The 15,159-nt window shown below is 57.2% G+C and carries 12 protein-coding genes and 1 riboswitch; of the genes, 10 read left to right on the top strand and 2 right to left on the bottom strand.

All coding sequences use genetic code 11. The annotated features are described in order from the left end of the window. Positions 1-322: 322 nt before the first annotated feature. The 5 genes from leuL (at position 323) to leuD (ending at position 5,176) form a co-directional block, all read left to right on the top strand. Entirely contained in the window at positions 323-406 is an 84-nt protein-coding gene (gene leuL / locus HA50_RS32110) for a leu operon leader peptide (RefSeq protein WP_139810964.1), read from the top strand. A 93-nt stretch (positions 407-499) separates the two neighbouring features. Beyond that, positions 500-2,062 (top strand): 2-isopropylmalate synthase, encoded by a 1,563-nt coding sequence (gene leuA, locus HA50_RS03455; protein ID WP_084872644.1) that lies wholly within the window; start codon positions 500-502, stop codon positions 2,060-2,062. Between the two features lie 2 nt (positions 2,063-2,064). Further along, on the top strand, positions 2,065-3,156 hold the full coding sequence (gene leuB / locus HA50_RS03450) for a 3-isopropylmalate dehydrogenase (protein ID WP_084872641.1): 1,092 nt from the start codon (positions 2,065-2,067) through the stop codon (positions 3,154-3,156). A gap of 4 nt (positions 3,157-3,160) precedes the next feature. After that, a complete protein-coding gene (gene leuC, locus HA50_RS03445) occupies positions 3,161-4,567 on the top strand; it encodes a 3-isopropylmalate dehydratase large subunit (protein WP_084872638.1) in 1,407 nt (468 codons plus the stop codon). A gap of 3 nt (positions 4,568-4,570) precedes the next feature. Then, the gene (leuD, locus tag HA50_RS03440; RefSeq protein WP_084872635.1) at positions 4,571-5,176 is read left to right on the top strand and encodes a 3-isopropylmalate dehydratase small subunit; all 606 of its coding nucleotides are present in this window, start codon (positions 4,571-4,573) and stop codon (positions 5,174-5,176) included. A 67-nt stretch (positions 5,177-5,243) separates the two neighbouring features. Here the strand turns inward: leuD and HA50_RS03435 are convergent, their stop codons facing one another. Then, entirely contained in the window at positions 5,244-6,422 is a 1,179-nt protein-coding gene (locus HA50_RS03435) for an MFS transporter (RefSeq protein ID WP_084872633.1), read from the bottom strand. Between the two features lie 257 nt (positions 6,423-6,679). On the opposite strand from HA50_RS03435, the gene sgrR reads away from it, so the two are divergent. The 4 genes from sgrR (at position 6,680) to thiQ (ending at position 11,779) form a co-directional block, all read left to right on the top strand. After that, positions 6,680-8,341: an HTH-type transcriptional regulator SgrR gene (sgrR, locus tag HA50_RS03430; RefSeq protein ID WP_084872630.1), complete on the top strand. Its 1,662-nt coding sequence runs from the start codon at positions 6,680-6,682 to the stop codon at positions 8,339-8,341. Positions 8,342-8,376: 35 nt separating this feature from the next. Beyond that, positions 8,377-8,474, top strand: a riboswitch (TPP riboswitch). 47 nt (positions 8,475-8,521) lie between these two features. Beyond that, on the top strand, positions 8,522-9,508 hold the full coding sequence (thiB, locus tag HA50_RS03425; protein WP_084872627.1) for a thiamine ABC transporter substrate binding subunit: 987 nt from the start codon (positions 8,522-8,524) through the stop codon (positions 9,506-9,508). Further along, a complete protein-coding gene (gene thiP / locus HA50_RS03420) occupies positions 9,484-11,094 on the top strand; it encodes a thiamine/thiamine pyrophosphate ABC transporter permease ThiP (protein ID WP_084872625.1) in 1,611 nt (536 codons plus the stop codon). The genes thiB and thiP overlap by 25 nt, the downstream gene beginning before the upstream one ends. Then, entirely contained in the window at positions 11,078-11,779 is a 702-nt protein-coding gene (thiQ, locus tag HA50_RS03415) for a thiamine ABC transporter ATP-binding protein ThiQ (RefSeq protein ID WP_084872623.1), read from the top strand. Before thiP ends, thiQ begins: the two co-directional genes overlap by 17 nt. Here the strand turns inward: thiQ and HA50_RS03410 are convergent. After that, complete coding sequence (locus HA50_RS03410; RefSeq protein ID WP_084872621.1) at positions 11,776-12,540, bottom strand: DedA family protein; 765 nt, start codon at positions 12,538-12,540, stop codon at positions 11,776-11,778. The two genes, thiQ and HA50_RS03410, sit on opposite strands and share 4 nt — an antisense overlap. Positions 12,541-12,707: 167 nt before the next feature. Between HA50_RS03410 and polB the strand changes: the two genes are divergently transcribed. Then, a complete protein-coding gene (gene polB / locus HA50_RS03405) occupies positions 12,708-15,068 on the top strand; it encodes a DNA polymerase II (RefSeq protein ID WP_084872619.1) in 2,361 nt (786 codons plus the stop codon). Positions 15,069-15,159 lie beyond the last annotated feature (91 nt).

The raw sequence follows: 15,159 nt of genomic DNA, 5'->3' as shown, positions 1-15,159 counted from the left end.
CTGGCGTGATTATCTTTAAAATCTGTTTCTCACATGAGAATCGTCTAAACAACCCGGTGAATACTGACTTATTGCCAGAGAAACCGCCTATAAAAAACATATAAAAATCATCACGTTAAAATTAACATTCATTTTTAAAACTTTTTTTAAGTCGGATTCAGCTAACCCCTCCCCCCTTAATATTTGTTTTTCCTCTGAACAAGCGGATTATCACAGCAGATCCGCCTTAAGCGCATCGGGAAATAACCTTTCACTTATGGTTGACATCGTCGGCCTTTCTCAGTATCAATATGTGCAGCACTCAATTTACGAGGTTTGATCCATGTCCCGTTCTTTCCGTCTACTTGGTCTACTACTAAACGCATCCCCATTGCGCGGTAGACTCGTGGGCGGAATCGACAACTGATTCGAACCTGCAGAAAGTTTAAAAAACCCGCGCCATGCGCGGGTTTTTTTATGCTCGTAGCACCGGCGAAGTTAATGCATAAGGAAGATTACGATGAGCCAGCAAGTTATTATTTTCGATACCACTCTGCGTGATGGCGAGCAGGCATTACAGGCCAGCCTGAGTGTTAAAGAAAAACTGCAGATCGCCCTGGCGCTGGAACGTATGGGCGTAGACGTGATGGAAGTCGGTTTCCCGGTCTCCTCACCGGGCGATTTTGAATCGGTTCAGACCATCGCGCGCACCATCAAAAACAGCCGCGTCTGCGGACTGGCACGTTGCGTTGAAAAGGATATCGATGCCGCTTACGAATCCCTGCGCGTCGCTGAAGCGTTCCGTATCCATACCTTCATCGCCACTTCGCCGATGCACATCGCCACCAAATTGCGCAGCACGCTGCCCGAGGTGATTGAGCGTGCCGTGCATATGATCAAACGCGCCCGCAACTACACCAACGACGTCGAGTTCTCCTGCGAAGATGGTGGCCGCACGCCGATTGACGACCTGTGCCGTATGGTGGAAGCCGCGATCAACGCCGGTGCCACCACCATCAATATCCCGGATACCGTGGGTTACACCCTGCCGCACGAGTACGCCAACATCATCAGCCAGCTGGTGAATCGCGTACCGAACATCGATAAAGCCATTCTGTCCGTGCATACCCATGATGACCTGGGTATGGCCACCGGTAACGCCATTGCCGCCGTGATGGCGGGTGCGCGTCAGGTTGAAGGTACGCTGAATGGCCTGGGCGAACGTGCCGGTAACTGTGCGCTGGAAGAAGTGATCATGGCGATTAAAACCCGCCAGCAGATCATGAACGTGCACACCAATATCAAACATCAGGAAATCTACCGTACCAGTCAGACTGTCAGCCAGATCTGCAACATGCCGATCCCGGCGAACAAAGCGGTAGTCGGTTCAAACGCCTTCGCCCACTCCTCCGGTATCCATCAGGATGGCGTGCTGAAAAACCGCGAAAACTACGAAATCCTGACGCCGGAATCCATCGGCCTGCACAAAATCCAGCTCAACCTGACCTCACGTTCAGGCCGCGCGGCGGTGAAACACCGTATGGAAGAGATGGGTTACAAAGAGACCGACTACAACCTGGATACCCTGTACGACGCCTTCCTGAAGCTGGCCGACAAAAAAGGCCAGGTGTTCGATTACGACCTGGAAGCACTGGCCTTCATCAACAAACAGAATGAAGAACCGGAACATTTCCAGCTGAAAGAATTCAACGTGCAGACCGGTTCCAGCGTCACCGCCACCGCGTCGGTACAGCTGGGCTGTGGCGAAGAAACCAAAGCTGACGCCGCCACTGGCAACGGTCCGGTTGATGCCGTTTATCAGGCGATTAACCGTATTACCGGTTTTGAAGCGGAACTGGTGAACTACAAGCTCACGGCTAAAGGCCACGGCGAGAACGCGCTGGGTCAGGTGGATATCGTGGTCAACTATAACAATCGCAAATTCCACGGCGTGGGTCTGGCGACCGATATCGTCGAATCTTCCGCTAAAGCGATGGTTAACGCCCTGAACAATATCTGGCGTGCTAAGCAGGTGGAAAAAGAATTGCAGCGTAAATTTAAAGAACAGAAGGAAACGGTGTAACTATGACTAAGTCTTTTCATATCGCAGTCATGCCGGGCGACGGAATCGGCCCGGAAGTGATGGCGCAGGCCATGAAAGTCCTGGACGCGATTCGCGCGCGTTTCGACATGCGTATCACCACCAGCGAATTTGATGTAGGTGGTATCGCCATCGATCGTCACGGCGAACCCCTGCCACCGGCCTCTGTTACCGGTGCCGAGCAAGCCGATGCCATCCTGTTTGGTTCAGTAGGCGGCCCGAAATGGGAACACCTGCCACCGGCACAGCAGCCAGAGCGCGGTGCGCTGCTGCCGCTGCGTAAACACTTCAAACTGTTCAGCAACCTGCGTCCGGCTGCGCTGTATAAAGGCCTGGAAACATTTTGCCCGCTGCGTAGCGACATCGCTGCACGTGGCTTCGACATCCTGTGCGTGCGTGAACTGACGGGCGGCATCTACTTCGGTCAGCCGAAAGGCCGTGAAGGCAGCGGCCCGCATGAGCGCGCATTCGACACCGAGGTCTATCACCGTTTTGAGATCGAACGTATTGCCCGCATCGCCTTTGAATCTGCGCGCAAACGTCGCAATAAGGTGACGTCTGTCGATAAAGCCAACGTATTGCAGACCTCAGTGATGTGGCGCGAGATCGTCAACGAAGTGGCGAAGGATTACCCGGATGTGCAGCTGAGCCATATGTACATCGATAACGCCACCATGCAGCTGATTAAAGATCCCTCACAGTTTGACGTGTTGCTGTGTTCTAACCTGTTCGGCGACATCCTGTCGGATGAATGCGCGATGATTACCGGTTCCATGGGCATGCTGCCATCCGCCAGCCTGAACGAAGAAGGCTTCGGTCTGTACGAGCCAGCCGGTGGCTCCGCGCCGGATATCGCCGGTCAGAACATTGCCAACCCGGTTGCCCAGATCCTCTCGTTGTCCCTGCTGCTGCGTTATAGCCTGAATGCCGCTGAGGCTGCCGACAGCATTGAGCGTGCCATCAACCGCGCGCTGGAAGCGGGTCATCGCACCCGTGACCTGGCCGGTGACGGTCAATCCGTGAGCACCGATGAGATGGGCAGCATCATTGCCCGTTTCATCGCCGAGGAAAAATAAAAAAATGAAAAGCTTATACCAGAAGTTATTTGATGCACATGTCGTCCACGAAGCACCGAATGAAACTCCGTTACTGTATATCGATCGTCATTTGATCCATGAAGTGACCTCACCGCAGGCCTTTGATGGCCTGCGCGCTCACGGTCGCAAAGTACGTCAGCCGTCGAAGACGTTTGCCACCATGGACCACAACGTTTCTACCCAGACCAAAGACATCAACGCCTCTGGCGAGATGGCGCGTATTCAGATGCAGGAGCTGATCAAGAACTGCGCTGAATTCGGCATCCAGCTGTATGACCTGAACCACCCGTTCCAGGGCATCGTGCATGTGATCGGTCCTGAGCAGGGTATGACGCTGCCGGGTATGACGATTGTCTGCGGTGACTCGCACACCGCCACCCACGGTGCCTTTGGCTCACTGGCGTTTGGTATCGGCACGTCCGAGGTGGAGCATGTATTTGCCACCCAGACCCTGAAGCAGGGCCGTGCCAAAACCATGAAGATTGAAGTGCTGGGCGAAGCTGCGCCGGGCATCACCGCAAAAGATATCGTGCTGGCGATTATCGGCAAAACCGGCAGCGCCGGTGGTACCGGGCATGTAGTGGAATTCTGTGGCCCGGCGATTGAAGCGCTGACCATGGAAGGCCGCATGACGCTGTGCAACATGGCGATTGAAATGGGTGCCAAAGCGGGCCTGGTTGCGCCGGATGACACCACCTTTAATTACCTGAAAGACAAACAGTTCGCACCGAAAGGCGAGCAATGGGATCAGGCCGTCGCTTACTGGCGTACCCTGAAATCCGACAGCGACGCGAAATTCGATGCCGTCGTAACCCTGAACGCGGCTGATATCGCGCCGCAGGTGACCTGGGGCACCAACCCGGGTCAGGTGATGGCGGTAGATCAGGCCATCCCGAATCCGGCCTCTTTCGCCGATCCGGTTGAACGCGCCTCTGCCGAGAAAGCGCTGGCGTATATGGATCTGCAACCAGGCATTAAACTGACTGACGTTGCCATCGACAAAGTCTTTATCGGCTCCTGCACCAACTCACGTATTGAAGACCTGCGTGCCGCCGCCGCTATCGCCAAAGGACGCCATGTGGCGCCGGGTGTGGTGGCGATGGTGGTGCCGGGTTCTGGTCCGGTAAAAGCGCAGGCGGAAGCGGAAGGTCTGGATAAGATTTTCCTCGAAGCCGGTTTTGAATGGCGTCTGCCGGGCTGCTCGATGTGTCTGGCGATGAACAATGACCGTCTGAACCCAGGCGAGCGTTGTGCCTCAACCAGCAACCGTAACTTTGAAGGTCGTCAGGGCCGTGGTGGACGTACTCACCTGGTCAGCCCGGCGATGGCCGCTGCGGCGGCGGTCACTGGCCGTTTTGCCGATATTCGTGAACTGACTCAGGGAGCTTAAGCCATGGCGAAGAAATTTACCCAGCACACCGGGATTGTCGCACCGCTGGATGCAGCGAATGTCGATACCGATGCCATCATTCCAAAGCAGTTCCTGCAAAAAGTGACCCGTACCGGTTTTGGCGCGCACCTGTTCCACGACTGGCGCTTCGATGACGATGCTGGCACCGTGCCGACGGCCAGCTTCGTGCTGAACAAGCCGGAATATAAAGGCACCAGCATTTTACTGGCGCGTGAGAACTTTGGCTGTGGCTCCTCGCGTGAGCACGCGCCGTGGGCACTGACCGATTTCGGCTTCCAGGTGGTGATTGCGCCGAGTTTCGCCGACATCTTCTATGGCAACAGCTTTAACAACCAGCTGCTGCCGGTGAAGCTGAGCGATGAAGAAGTGGATGAGATGTTCAAACTGGTGGCAAGCCATCCGGGTGTCAGCTTTACCGTTGACCTGGAAGCCCAGACCGTGACTGCCGGTGACAAAAGCTATAGCTTTGAAATCGACAGCTTCCGCCGTCACTGCATGATCAATGGCCTCGATAGCATCGGCCTGACGCTGCAACACGAAGCGTCAATCTCCAGTTTTGAGGCGAACCAGCCCGCGTTTTTACGTTAAAAACAGCGCGATATCGCGTCGCTACAGGTACGCTCTGGCCCGTAGCGGCGCAATTTATTGCGCGCAGTTAGACATCCCGCACGCGCGACGTCAGTCCCAGCGCCAGCACCGCCAGACCCAACGCCAGCCAGTACACCGACTCATGCCCGAAGCGTTCGCTTAACGATCCCTGAATCACCCCTGCCACAATCATCCCGGTGGAGATCGAGGTGGTAAACATGGTGGTTGCCGCACCTGCGCGTCCCGGCATCAGATCCTGAAACCACAGCATCCCAATCCCGGCGACAATACCGATAAACGCCGCGTTGAACAGCTGCAACACCATCAGCGCCGTGCGCGAGTGGAACAGCCCCAGCCCAAGGTAAAACAGAACAGCGGCCACCAGCGCCAGCAGCACCAGACGGCGTTTACCAAACCGACGCGCATAATGTCCGGCCAGTAGCATAATCGGGATCTCCAGCCCTGCGGCCGTCCCCATCAGCAGACCCGCCAGCTTTTCCGGCAGGCCGAGCGTGGAGCTGATATACAACGGCATATCAATGATATACATCACGTTGCAGGTCCACATAATCACCGACGCGATAAACAGCAGGCGCACCTGGCTATCCTTCCACGGACTCAGTTGCGTCAGCACCTGCTCGGGGGAGGCTGCAACGCGGGGCACCGACGGCAAGGTACGCCAGATCAGCACGGTGCTGATTAAAAAAATCACCGCCGCCACGCTAAATAAGGTGATGAAACCGTAATTCAGCGCCAGGGCGAAGGATAGCGGCGGCCCGATGACCCACGCCAGCGACAGCTGCGCACGCATCACCGAACTGAACATCACCACTTCACGCGCCGAATGGTCAGCATACTCACGCGCCAGCGCAAATATCTGTGGCACCGCCACGCTGGCCAGTGCCGACAGCAACACGCCCAATGTAATCAGCGTCAGATAATGACGACTGAAGGCAAACAGCACCGAATTAGCGACCGCCATCAGGCAGCAGAACAGGATCAGTTTGCGGCGGTCACCGTGGCTATCGGATCGTTTCGCCACCAGCAGGCTGATGACGATGCCCGCAATTGCATTGACGGTAAAAAACAGCCCGACCCAGAACGGGCGCACCTGCACCTCACGCGTCAGAAACAGGCTGAGCGTCGGTGCCTGTAACGCACCGGCCACGCCAGTCATAAAGGAGACGGCCATAAAAGCCAGATAAACCGGGTTGAGGCGACGTTGACGCGTTAACAGCGATTTCATGGTGAAATCCCTTTGCGGAAGAAAAGCGAAGAACCAAAAAAGAGGGTAGAAGATTCCACAGCAAAACGAAAAAAGCCAGCAGAGAAAACACTGCTGGCGGTGAAATTGCACCCTACTCAGAAAAGGTTCCACGTCGGCGGAACCACTGTCAGAGCGCCATTCATGACTGAATGCCTCCCGCTCTTCCAATGAGGTCTACTATGCCTCTAATATAGGGCAGAAAAAACTGAGCGATTATGCGCTGGAGTTCCCCTTTTATGTCCTCTTCACGACTGCAACAGCAATTTATCCGCCTGTGGCAAAGCTGCCAGGGCCAGGATCAGGAAACCACCCTGAGCGAGCTGGCGGAGCTGCTGCATTGCTCACGCCGCCACATGCGTAACCTGCTGAATGCCATGCAGGCTGCGGGCTGGCTTATCTGGCAGGCCGAAGCGGGTCGCGGCAAACGTTCTATGCTGAGTTTCTGCTACACCGGGCTGGCGCTACAACAGCAGCGGGCGGAAGATTTGCTGGAGCAGGATCGTATCGACCAGTTGGTGCAGCTGGTGGGTGACAAAAATCAGGTCCGTCAGATGATTGCCGCACATCTGGGGCGCAGCTTTCGTCAGGGCAAACATATTCTGCGCGTGCTTTATTATCGCCCGTTGCCGAATTTGCTGCCGGGTTCACCGCTGCGGCGATCGGAAACCCATCTGGCACGACAGATTTTCAGCGGCCTGACGCGTGTAAATGAGGAAAAGGGGGAAATCGAACCGGATATCGCCCATCACTGGCAGCAAACCTCACCGTTGCACTGGCGCTTCTTTTTGCGTCCGGCTATTCGCTTTCATCATGGCCGTGAACTGGAGATGGAAGACGTCATCAGCTCGCTGGAGCGTCTGCGCAGCCAGCCGCTGTTCTCCCATATCGCAACACTGCACTCCCCGGCTCCCTGGACGCTGGATATTCAGCTGACGCAACCCGACAACTGGCTGCCGTGGCTGCTCGGCAGCGTCAGCGCAATGATCCTGCCGCGTGAATGGCAGACCCTGCGCGGTTTCGCCCGTCAGCCGATCGGTACCGGCCCCTATAGCGTGGTACGCAATCAACAGAGCCAGCTGAAGATCGCCGCCTTTGATGACTACTTCGGTTACCGCGCATTGATTGACGATGTCTCCATCTGGGTACTGCCGGAGATCAGTGATGAGCTGGTGTATGCCGGGGTGAAGTTACAAGGCGAAACCGCTGATGAGAAATCGGAAGAAAGTCGTCTGGAAGAAGGCTGCTATTTTCTGCTGTATGACCAGCGCTCAGAACAGGGCCGGGATGCGCATTTCCGCCGCTGGGTCAGTTACCTGCTTAATCCTATCGCCCTGCTGAATAATGCGGGTATCGGTTATCAGCGCTACTGGTTCCCGGCTTATGGTTTATTACCGCGCTGGCATCATCGCCGCGATCTGACGGCGGTCAACAAGCCGGACAACCTGAAGCAGCTCACCATCAGTTGGTACAGCCACCATGTGGAACATGAAGGTATCGCCAACGCCTTACGCCCACTGCTGGCGCAACAAGGCGTGGAATTGATTACCCGCGAGCTGAGTTATGAAGCCTGGTTTAACGGCGAAGGCGAGAGCGACATCTGGCTCGGCAGCGTTAACTTCACCCTGCCGCTCGACTACTCGCTGTTCGCCCAGCTGTACGAATTGCCGCTGATGCAGCTGTGTATCCCGATTGACTGGGAAAATGCCGCCACCCACTGGCGCGAAAAAACGCTGCCGCTCGCAGAATGGAGTAAGCAACTGGTGGATAGTGATTATCTGCACCCGTTGTTTCACCACTGGCTGTTGCTGGAAGGTCAGCGCAGTATGCGTGGCGTGCGCATGAATACGCTCGGCTGGTTTGACTTCAAATCCGCCTGGTTTGCCCCGCCGGAACTGTGAACCTTTCGCCCTGACCCGGAAATGTCTAGAATGTGCCGTTCTCAACGGGGTGCCCTGCATTACAGGGGCTGAGAGAGACCCGTCGAACCTGATCCGGTTAATACCGGCGTAGGGATTTGAGATGCCTCACCGCTCAGATCCTTTGCGACTCAACCTTATCTTCTCCTCAAGGAGCGCAAAGTGTTAAACAAAGTTCTGCCTGTGCTGTTGCTGGTCTCTGCCCCGGTGCTGGCTGCCAAACCGGTACTTACCGTCTACACCTACGATTCATTCTCTGCTGACTGGGGCCCTGGCCCGGCGGTGAAAAAAGCCTTTGAAGCCCAGTGCGGCTGCGAGCTGAAATACGTGGCGCTGGAAGATGGCGTATCGCTGCTCAACCGCGTGCGGATGGAAGGCAAAAACAGCAAAGCGGATATCGTGCTGGGGCTGGATAACAACCTGGTGCAGGCCGCAGAAAAAACCGGGCTGTTTGCCAAAAGCCAGGTAGATACCCACGCGCTCCAGCTGCCGGGTGGCTGGCATAACGATACCTTTATCCCGTTCGACTACGGTTACTTCGCCTTCGTCTACGATAAAAACAAACTGAAAAACCCACCGAAAAGCCTGAAGGAACTGGTCGAAAGCCCGGAAAAATGGCGCGTTATCTATGAAGATCCGCGCACCAGCACCCCAGGCCTCGGCCTGCTGCTATGGATGCAGAAAGTCTATGGCGACAAAGCGCCGGATGCCTGGCAGAAGCTGGCGCAGAAAACCGTCACCGTCACCAAAGGCTGGAGTGAAGCCTATGGGTTGTTCCTGAAGGGTGAAGGCGATCTGGTGCTGAGTTACACCACCTCTCCGGCGTATCACATCATTGAAGAGAAGAAAGAAAATTACGCCGCTGCGCCGTTTAGCGAAGGTCATTATTTGCAGGTTGAAGTGGCGGCGCAGCTGGCCAGCAGCAAGCAACCGCAGCTGGCACAGGAATTCATGCAGTTTATGGTGTCCCCGGCCTTCCAGCAGACCATCCCGACCGGCAACTGGATGTATCCGGTGATCAAGAGCGATCTGCCTGCCGGTTATCAGGCACTGAACGTGCCGCAAACGGCGCTGCAATATAGCCCGGCGGAAGTCGCCGACCACAGCAAAGCCTGGATTAGTGCATGGCAACGCGCCGTCAGCCGTTAATCCCCGGCTGGCTGTTGCCCGGCAGTTTCACTGCGCTGCTGCTGTGCGCCGTGGCGCTGCTGGCGTTTGGCGCGCTGCTGATGTCAGCGCCCATCGGCGACTGGCGCGCCCTGCTCGCCGATGACTATCTGCATCATGTGCTGGCCTTCTCCTTCTGGCAGGCGCTGCTGTCAGCGCTGTTTTCGGTCCTTCCCGCCATCCCACTGGCGCGCGCCCTGTATCGGCGTCGTTTTCCTGGTCGCGAACTGTTGCTGCGTCTGTGCGCCATGACGCTGGTGCTGCCGGTGCTGGTGGCGGTGTTTGGCCTGCTGAGCGTCTATGGCCGCACTGGATGGCTGGCGCAGCTGTGCGCAGCGCTGGGCATTCCCTGGCATTTCTCGCCCTACGGCTTGCAGGGCATTCTGCTGGCGCACGTGTTCTTCAATCTGCCACTGGCGACGCGTATGTTGTTGCAGGCGCTGGAAAGTATTCCCGGCGAACAACGCCAGCTGGCAGCGCAACTGGGTCTGCGCGGCTGGAACCTGTTTCGTCTGCTGGAGTGGCCGTGGCTGCGGCGGCAAATTTTCCCCACTGCCGCCCTGATTTTTATGCTGTGCTTTGCCAGTTTTGCCACCGTGCTGGCGCTGGGCGGCGGCCCACAGGCGACCACGCTGGAGCTGGCGATTTATCAGGCATTAAATTTTGACTACGACCCCGGACGCGCAGCGCTGCTGGCACTGCTGCAGCTCGGTTGCTGCCTGCTGCTGGTGTTGCTGAGTCAGCGTTTCAGCAAGGCCATTCCCGCAGGTCATCAGCAGATACGCGGCTGGCGCGATCCCGCTGATAGCTGGCGCGCGCGTATCAGCGACAGCCTGTTAATTGGTATGGCCCTGCTGCTGTTGCTCCCCCCGTTGCTGGCAGTGGTGGCTGATGGTCTGCGCGGCGGCGTGGCCGGAGCGATGCGGCAACCCGCCTTATGGCAGGCCACCTTTACCTCATTGCGCATTGCCGTCGGCGCTGGCGTGCTGTGTGTCACCCTGACGATGATGCTGTTGTGGAGCAGCCGTGAGCTGCGTCTGCGCCACAACATCGTGGCAGCGCAGACAATGGAGCTCAGTGGCATGCTGATTCTGGCGATGCCGGGCATTGTGCTGGCCAGCGGCTTTTTCCTGTTATTCAACGCCACCGTCGGCCTGCCACAATCCGCCGATGGGCTGGTGATCTTCACCAATGCACTGATCGCCATTCCCTACGCCATGAAAGTGCTGGAGAACCCGATGCGCGATCTCAGCGCGCGTTACAATCAGTTGTGTGCCTCACTCGGGGTACAGGGGCTGAACCGGCTGCGTCTGATTGAACTGCGTGCGCTGAAACGCCCGCTGGCGCAGGCGCTGGCGTTTGCCTGTGTGCTGTCGATTGGTGATTTTGGCGTGGTGGCACTGTTTGGCAGCGCGGATTTCCGCACGCTGCCGTTCTATCTGTACCAGCAAATTGGCGCCTATCGTGGCGCGGATGGGGCGGTGACCGCCCTGCTGCTGCTGGTGCTGTGCCTGCTTTTGTTTACCCTGATGGAAAAATTACCGGGTCGTCATGCTGACACTGAATAACCTCACTTACCTGTACCAGCATTTGCCGATGCGCTTTCAGTTCAGCGCACAACCGGGCGAGCGGCTGGCGATCCTCGGCCCGAGCGGAGCCGGGAAAAGCACCCTGCTCAGTCTGATTGGCGGATTTCTGCCTGTCAGCAGCGGCACCCTGCTGCTGAACGATGAGGATCATACTCATAGCGTGCCCGCCGCACGCCCGGTATCGATGCTGTTTCAGGAGAACAACCTGTTCCCGCATCTGACCGTGCAACAAAATCTCGGGCTGGGTCTGCATCCCGGCCTGAAACTCAATCACGATCAGCAGCAGCAGGTTAACGACATCGCCTTACAAACCGGGCTTAGCGAGATGCTTAGTCGTCTGCCGGGGCAACTCTCTGGCGGCCAGCGGCAACGCGTGGCGCTGGCACGCTGCCTGCTGCGTAATCAGCCGATTCTGTTGCTGGATGAACCCTTTTCGGCTCTCGATCCGGCGCTGCGTAATGAGATGCTGCAATTGGTGCGCAGCGTGTGTGAAGCACGCAACATCACGCTGCTGATGGTGTCGCACAGCCTGGAAGATGCCCGGCAAATTGCGCCGCGCAGCCTGGTGGTGGTCGATGGACGGGTTTACTGGGATGGCAACACCGCAGACCTGCTTAACGGCAGCAGTCCGGCGGCGGCCATCCTCGGCGTGGCACAACCTTAGGTGAAGAACACCTTCCACAGCAGATGGCGGAAGATGGGCATCATCGGATGGAACTGAATCGCGATAAACGCCGCCAGCCCGATCAGCGCGGCTAACGGTGCCAGCCAGCGCAGGCGTGCCGCAGGCAGATACTTCGTGGCCCAATCGACGGTTTTACCGCTGCGCCACCAGCGCCAGCATAGCCAGAATCCCAGCCACACCAGCAGCGCCACCAGCAACAGCAGCCAGGTAAAGTGCCCGCCCTGGCTCGCTTTAGGTACATCGATGGCTACCCCAGCCAGAATACCCGGCATCAGGTAAGCAGGCGGCCAGAGGATGCAGCCGATAATATTGGGCGGCAGAAACTTACGCACCGGCAGTTCCAGCATCCCCGCAGCCAGCGGGATCAGCGGACGCGTCGGCCCGACAAAGCGGCCTACCAGGATAGTAAACATGCTGTGCTGATGCAGCGCATGCTCGGTTTTATCCAGCAGCCCACGGTATTTTTGCAGATATTTCCAGCGATGCAGTGGCCCCTGAAATTTCCAGCCAATGCCGTAGGACACCCAGTCACCGATCAGGCAACCGACCAGACCCGCCGCCCAGGCGGGATACAGACCGATCTGGCCGCTGCCCACCAGCGCTCCCAGACTCGCCATTAAAACCGTGCCCGGCAGTAACAATCCTACGAAGGCCAGTGACTCCAGAAAGGTCACCAGCGCCACAGCAAACAGCGCCCATTCCAGAGATTGCGTAAAGAGATGTTGTACCCAGGCTTCCATAAATATCCTCTGCGGAATATGAAGGCTGGATTGTCCAGAGCCAGCGCCACAGCGTCAAGGCAAGATTTGTACATCAATGTTGACGTTATGCTGACAGTTTAAGCCAGCAACAGACACTGTATAAACATCCATGATACACTTAAGGGGTATTCATACCAGGAGTTATCGTGACCGATCCACGCGCAGGATTTCTGCTTACCCGACACTGGCGAGACACCCCCACAGGCAGCGAAGTGGTGCTATGGCTGGCGACCGACCAGGGCGCACAGCGTGTGGTTCTGCCCGCTCAGGAGTCGGTCGCCTTTGTGCCGAGCGAGTTTCAACCCCAGGTTGAAGTGCTGTTGCGTGATGAGCGCCACACCCGCCTGCAATCCCTGACGCTGAAAGATTTCCGCCGCCGCCCGGTGCTGGGCCTCTATTGTCGCAGCTACCGCCAGTTGCAAAACCTGGAAAAACGCCTGCGGGAAAACGGCATCCCAGTCTATGAAGCAGATATTCGCCCGCCGGAGCGCTATCTGATGGAGCGCTTTATCACCGCGCCGGTGTGGTTCAGCGGCGATGTGCGTGGCGACAGCGTGGTGAATACGCGCCTGAAACCCCATCCCGACTACCGCCCGCAGCTTTCCTGGGTGTCGCTGGATATTGAAACCACTGAGCACGGCGAGCTGTACTGCATCGGGTTAGAGGGGTGCGGTCAGCGTCAGGTGTTTATGCTCGGCCCGCCGAACGGCGATGCCAGCGCGCTTGATTTCGAACTGATTTATGTCGATAGCCGCCCGAAGCTGCTGGAGCAGTTGAACGCCTGGTTTGCCCGCCATGAGCCGGATGTGATTATTGGCTGGAACCTGGTGCAGTTCGACCTGCGCGTGCTGCAAAAACATGCCGATCGCTACGGTATCCCGTTACGTCTGGGCCGCCAGCAACAGGCGCTGGAGTGGCGTGAACACGGTTTCAAACCCGGCGTCTTCTTCGCTCAGGCCACCGGCCGCCTGATTATTGATGGTATTGAGGCGTTAAAATCCGCCTTCTGGGATTTCCCCTCCTTCAGCCTCGAAGCGGTGTCGCGTGAATTACTGGGCGAAGGCAAAGCCATCGACAACCCGTGGCAGCGCATGGAAGAGATCAACTGGCGCTTCGCTCATGATAAACCGGCGCTGGCACGCTATAACCTGAAAGATTGCGAGCTGGTAACGCGTATTTTCCAGCATACTGCCATCATGCCGTTTCTGCTGGAACGCGCCACCGTTAACGGGCTGGCAGTGGATCGCCACGGCGGCTCGGTGGCCGCTTTCGGCCATCTCTATATTCCACGTATGCATCGCGCCGGATTCGTTGCGCCCAATCTCGGTGAAGTCACTCCCGAAGCCAGCCCCGGCGGTTATGTGATGGACTCCCGCCCAGGGCTGTACGATTCGGTGCTGGTGCTGGATTACAAAAGCCTCTACCCGTCGATTATCCGTACCTTCCTGATCGATCCGGTCGGGCTGGTGGAAGGACTGGCGCACCCCGATGATGCCGACTCGGTGCCCGGCTTTCGCGGCGCACGTTTTTCCCGTCAGACCCACTGCCTGCCAGCCATTGTTGAGCAGATCTGGCAGGGACGCGAGCAAGCCAAGCGTCAGCACAATAAGCCGCTGTCGCAGGCGCTGAAAATTATCATGAACGCCTTTTACGGCGTGCTGGGCACCAGCGCCTGCCGCTTTTTCGATCCGCGCCTCGCGTCATCCATCACCCTGCGCGGTCACGCCATTATGCAGCAAACGCGCGAGCTGATTGAGGCCGAGGGCTATGATGTGATTTATGGCGATACCGATTCCACCTTTGTCTGGCTGAAAGGCGCACATAGCGAGGAGCAGGCCACAGCGATTGGTCGTCAACTGGCCGATCACGTCAATGGCTGGTGGAAGCATCATTTGCAGCAGACCTACGGCCTCGACAGCGCGCTGGAGCTGGAGTACGAAAACCATTTCAGCCGTTTCCTAATGCCCACCATCCGTGGTGCCGAACAAGGCAGCAAAAAACGCTATGCCGGATTGATTCGCTCTGCCGGGACGGAACGGCTGGTGTTTAAAGGGCTGGAATCGGTGCGGACCGACTGGACCCCGCTGGCGCAGCAGTTCCAGCAAACGCTGTATGGCCGCATTTTTCGCGGCGAGCCCTGGCAGGATTATATTCGCGATACCGTGGCTAAATTGCTGGCGGGTGAACTCGATGATTTGCTGGTCTATAAAAAACGCCTGCGTCGCCCGCTAAAAGATTATGAACGTAACGTGCCACCACATGTGCGTGCCGCCCGTCAGGCCGATGAGGTTAATCGCAAGTTAGGTCGCCCATTGCAGTATCAAAATGGCGGCTCCATTCGCTATGTCATCGCCACCGCAGGCCCGGAGCCACTGGAGGCGCGCAGCACGCCGCTCGACTATGATCACTATGTGTCAAAGCAGCTACAACCGGTGGCTGAAGGCATATTACCCTTTGTCGGCGATGATTTTGCTACACTGATTACCGGGCAGTTGGGGCTTTTTTGACAGGTGACGAATCCCCTGTCATCCAGTACCATAGCGCCCTTCCTGAATCTCACCGCATCGATGCCTTCCCAAACCCATCTTGTTTGGCGGG

Source organism: Pantoea cypripedii, from assembly GCF_002095535.1.
Classification (GTDB): Bacteria; Pseudomonadota; Gammaproteobacteria; order Enterobacterales; family Enterobacteriaceae; genus Pantoea; species Pantoea cypripedii.
This window is presented reverse-complemented; position numbering and strand designations above follow the sequence as displayed.

What these genes read in the sequence shown, in the direction of transcription:
- thiQ (WP_084872623.1), top strand. Translation starts at nt 11,078, where the DNA reads ATGCTGACACTGAATAACCTCACTTACCTGTACCAGCATTTGCCGATG.
- leuL (WP_139810964.1), top strand. Translation starts at nt 323, where the DNA reads ATGTCCCGTTCTTTCCGTCTACTTGGTCTACTACTAAACGCATCCCCA.
- HA50_RS03410 (WP_084872621.1), bottom strand. Translation starts at nt 12,540, where the DNA reads ATGGAAGCCTGGGTACAACATCTCTTTACGCAATCTCTGGAATGGGCG.
- leuA (WP_084872644.1), top strand. Translation starts at nt 500, where the DNA reads ATGAGCCAGCAAGTTATTATTTTCGATACCACTCTGCGTGATGGCGAG.
- leuC (WP_084872638.1), top strand. Translation starts at nt 3,161, where the DNA reads ATGAAAAGCTTATACCAGAAGTTATTTGATGCACATGTCGTCCACGAA.
- HA50_RS03435 (WP_084872633.1), bottom strand. Translation starts at nt 6,422, where the DNA reads ATGAAATCGCTGTTAACGCGTCAACGTCGCCTCAACCCGGTTTATCTG.
- sgrR (WP_084872630.1), top strand. Translation starts at nt 6,680, where the DNA reads ATGTCCTCTTCACGACTGCAACAGCAATTTATCCGCCTGTGGCAAAGC.
- thiP (WP_084872625.1), top strand. Translation starts at nt 9,484, where the DNA reads ATGGCAACGCGCCGTCAGCCGTTAATCCCCGGCTGGCTGTTGCCCGGC.
- leuB (WP_084872641.1), top strand. Translation starts at nt 2,065, where the DNA reads ATGACTAAGTCTTTTCATATCGCAGTCATGCCGGGCGACGGAATCGGC.
- leuD (WP_084872635.1), top strand. Translation starts at nt 4,571, where the DNA reads ATGGCGAAGAAATTTACCCAGCACACCGGGATTGTCGCACCGCTGGAT.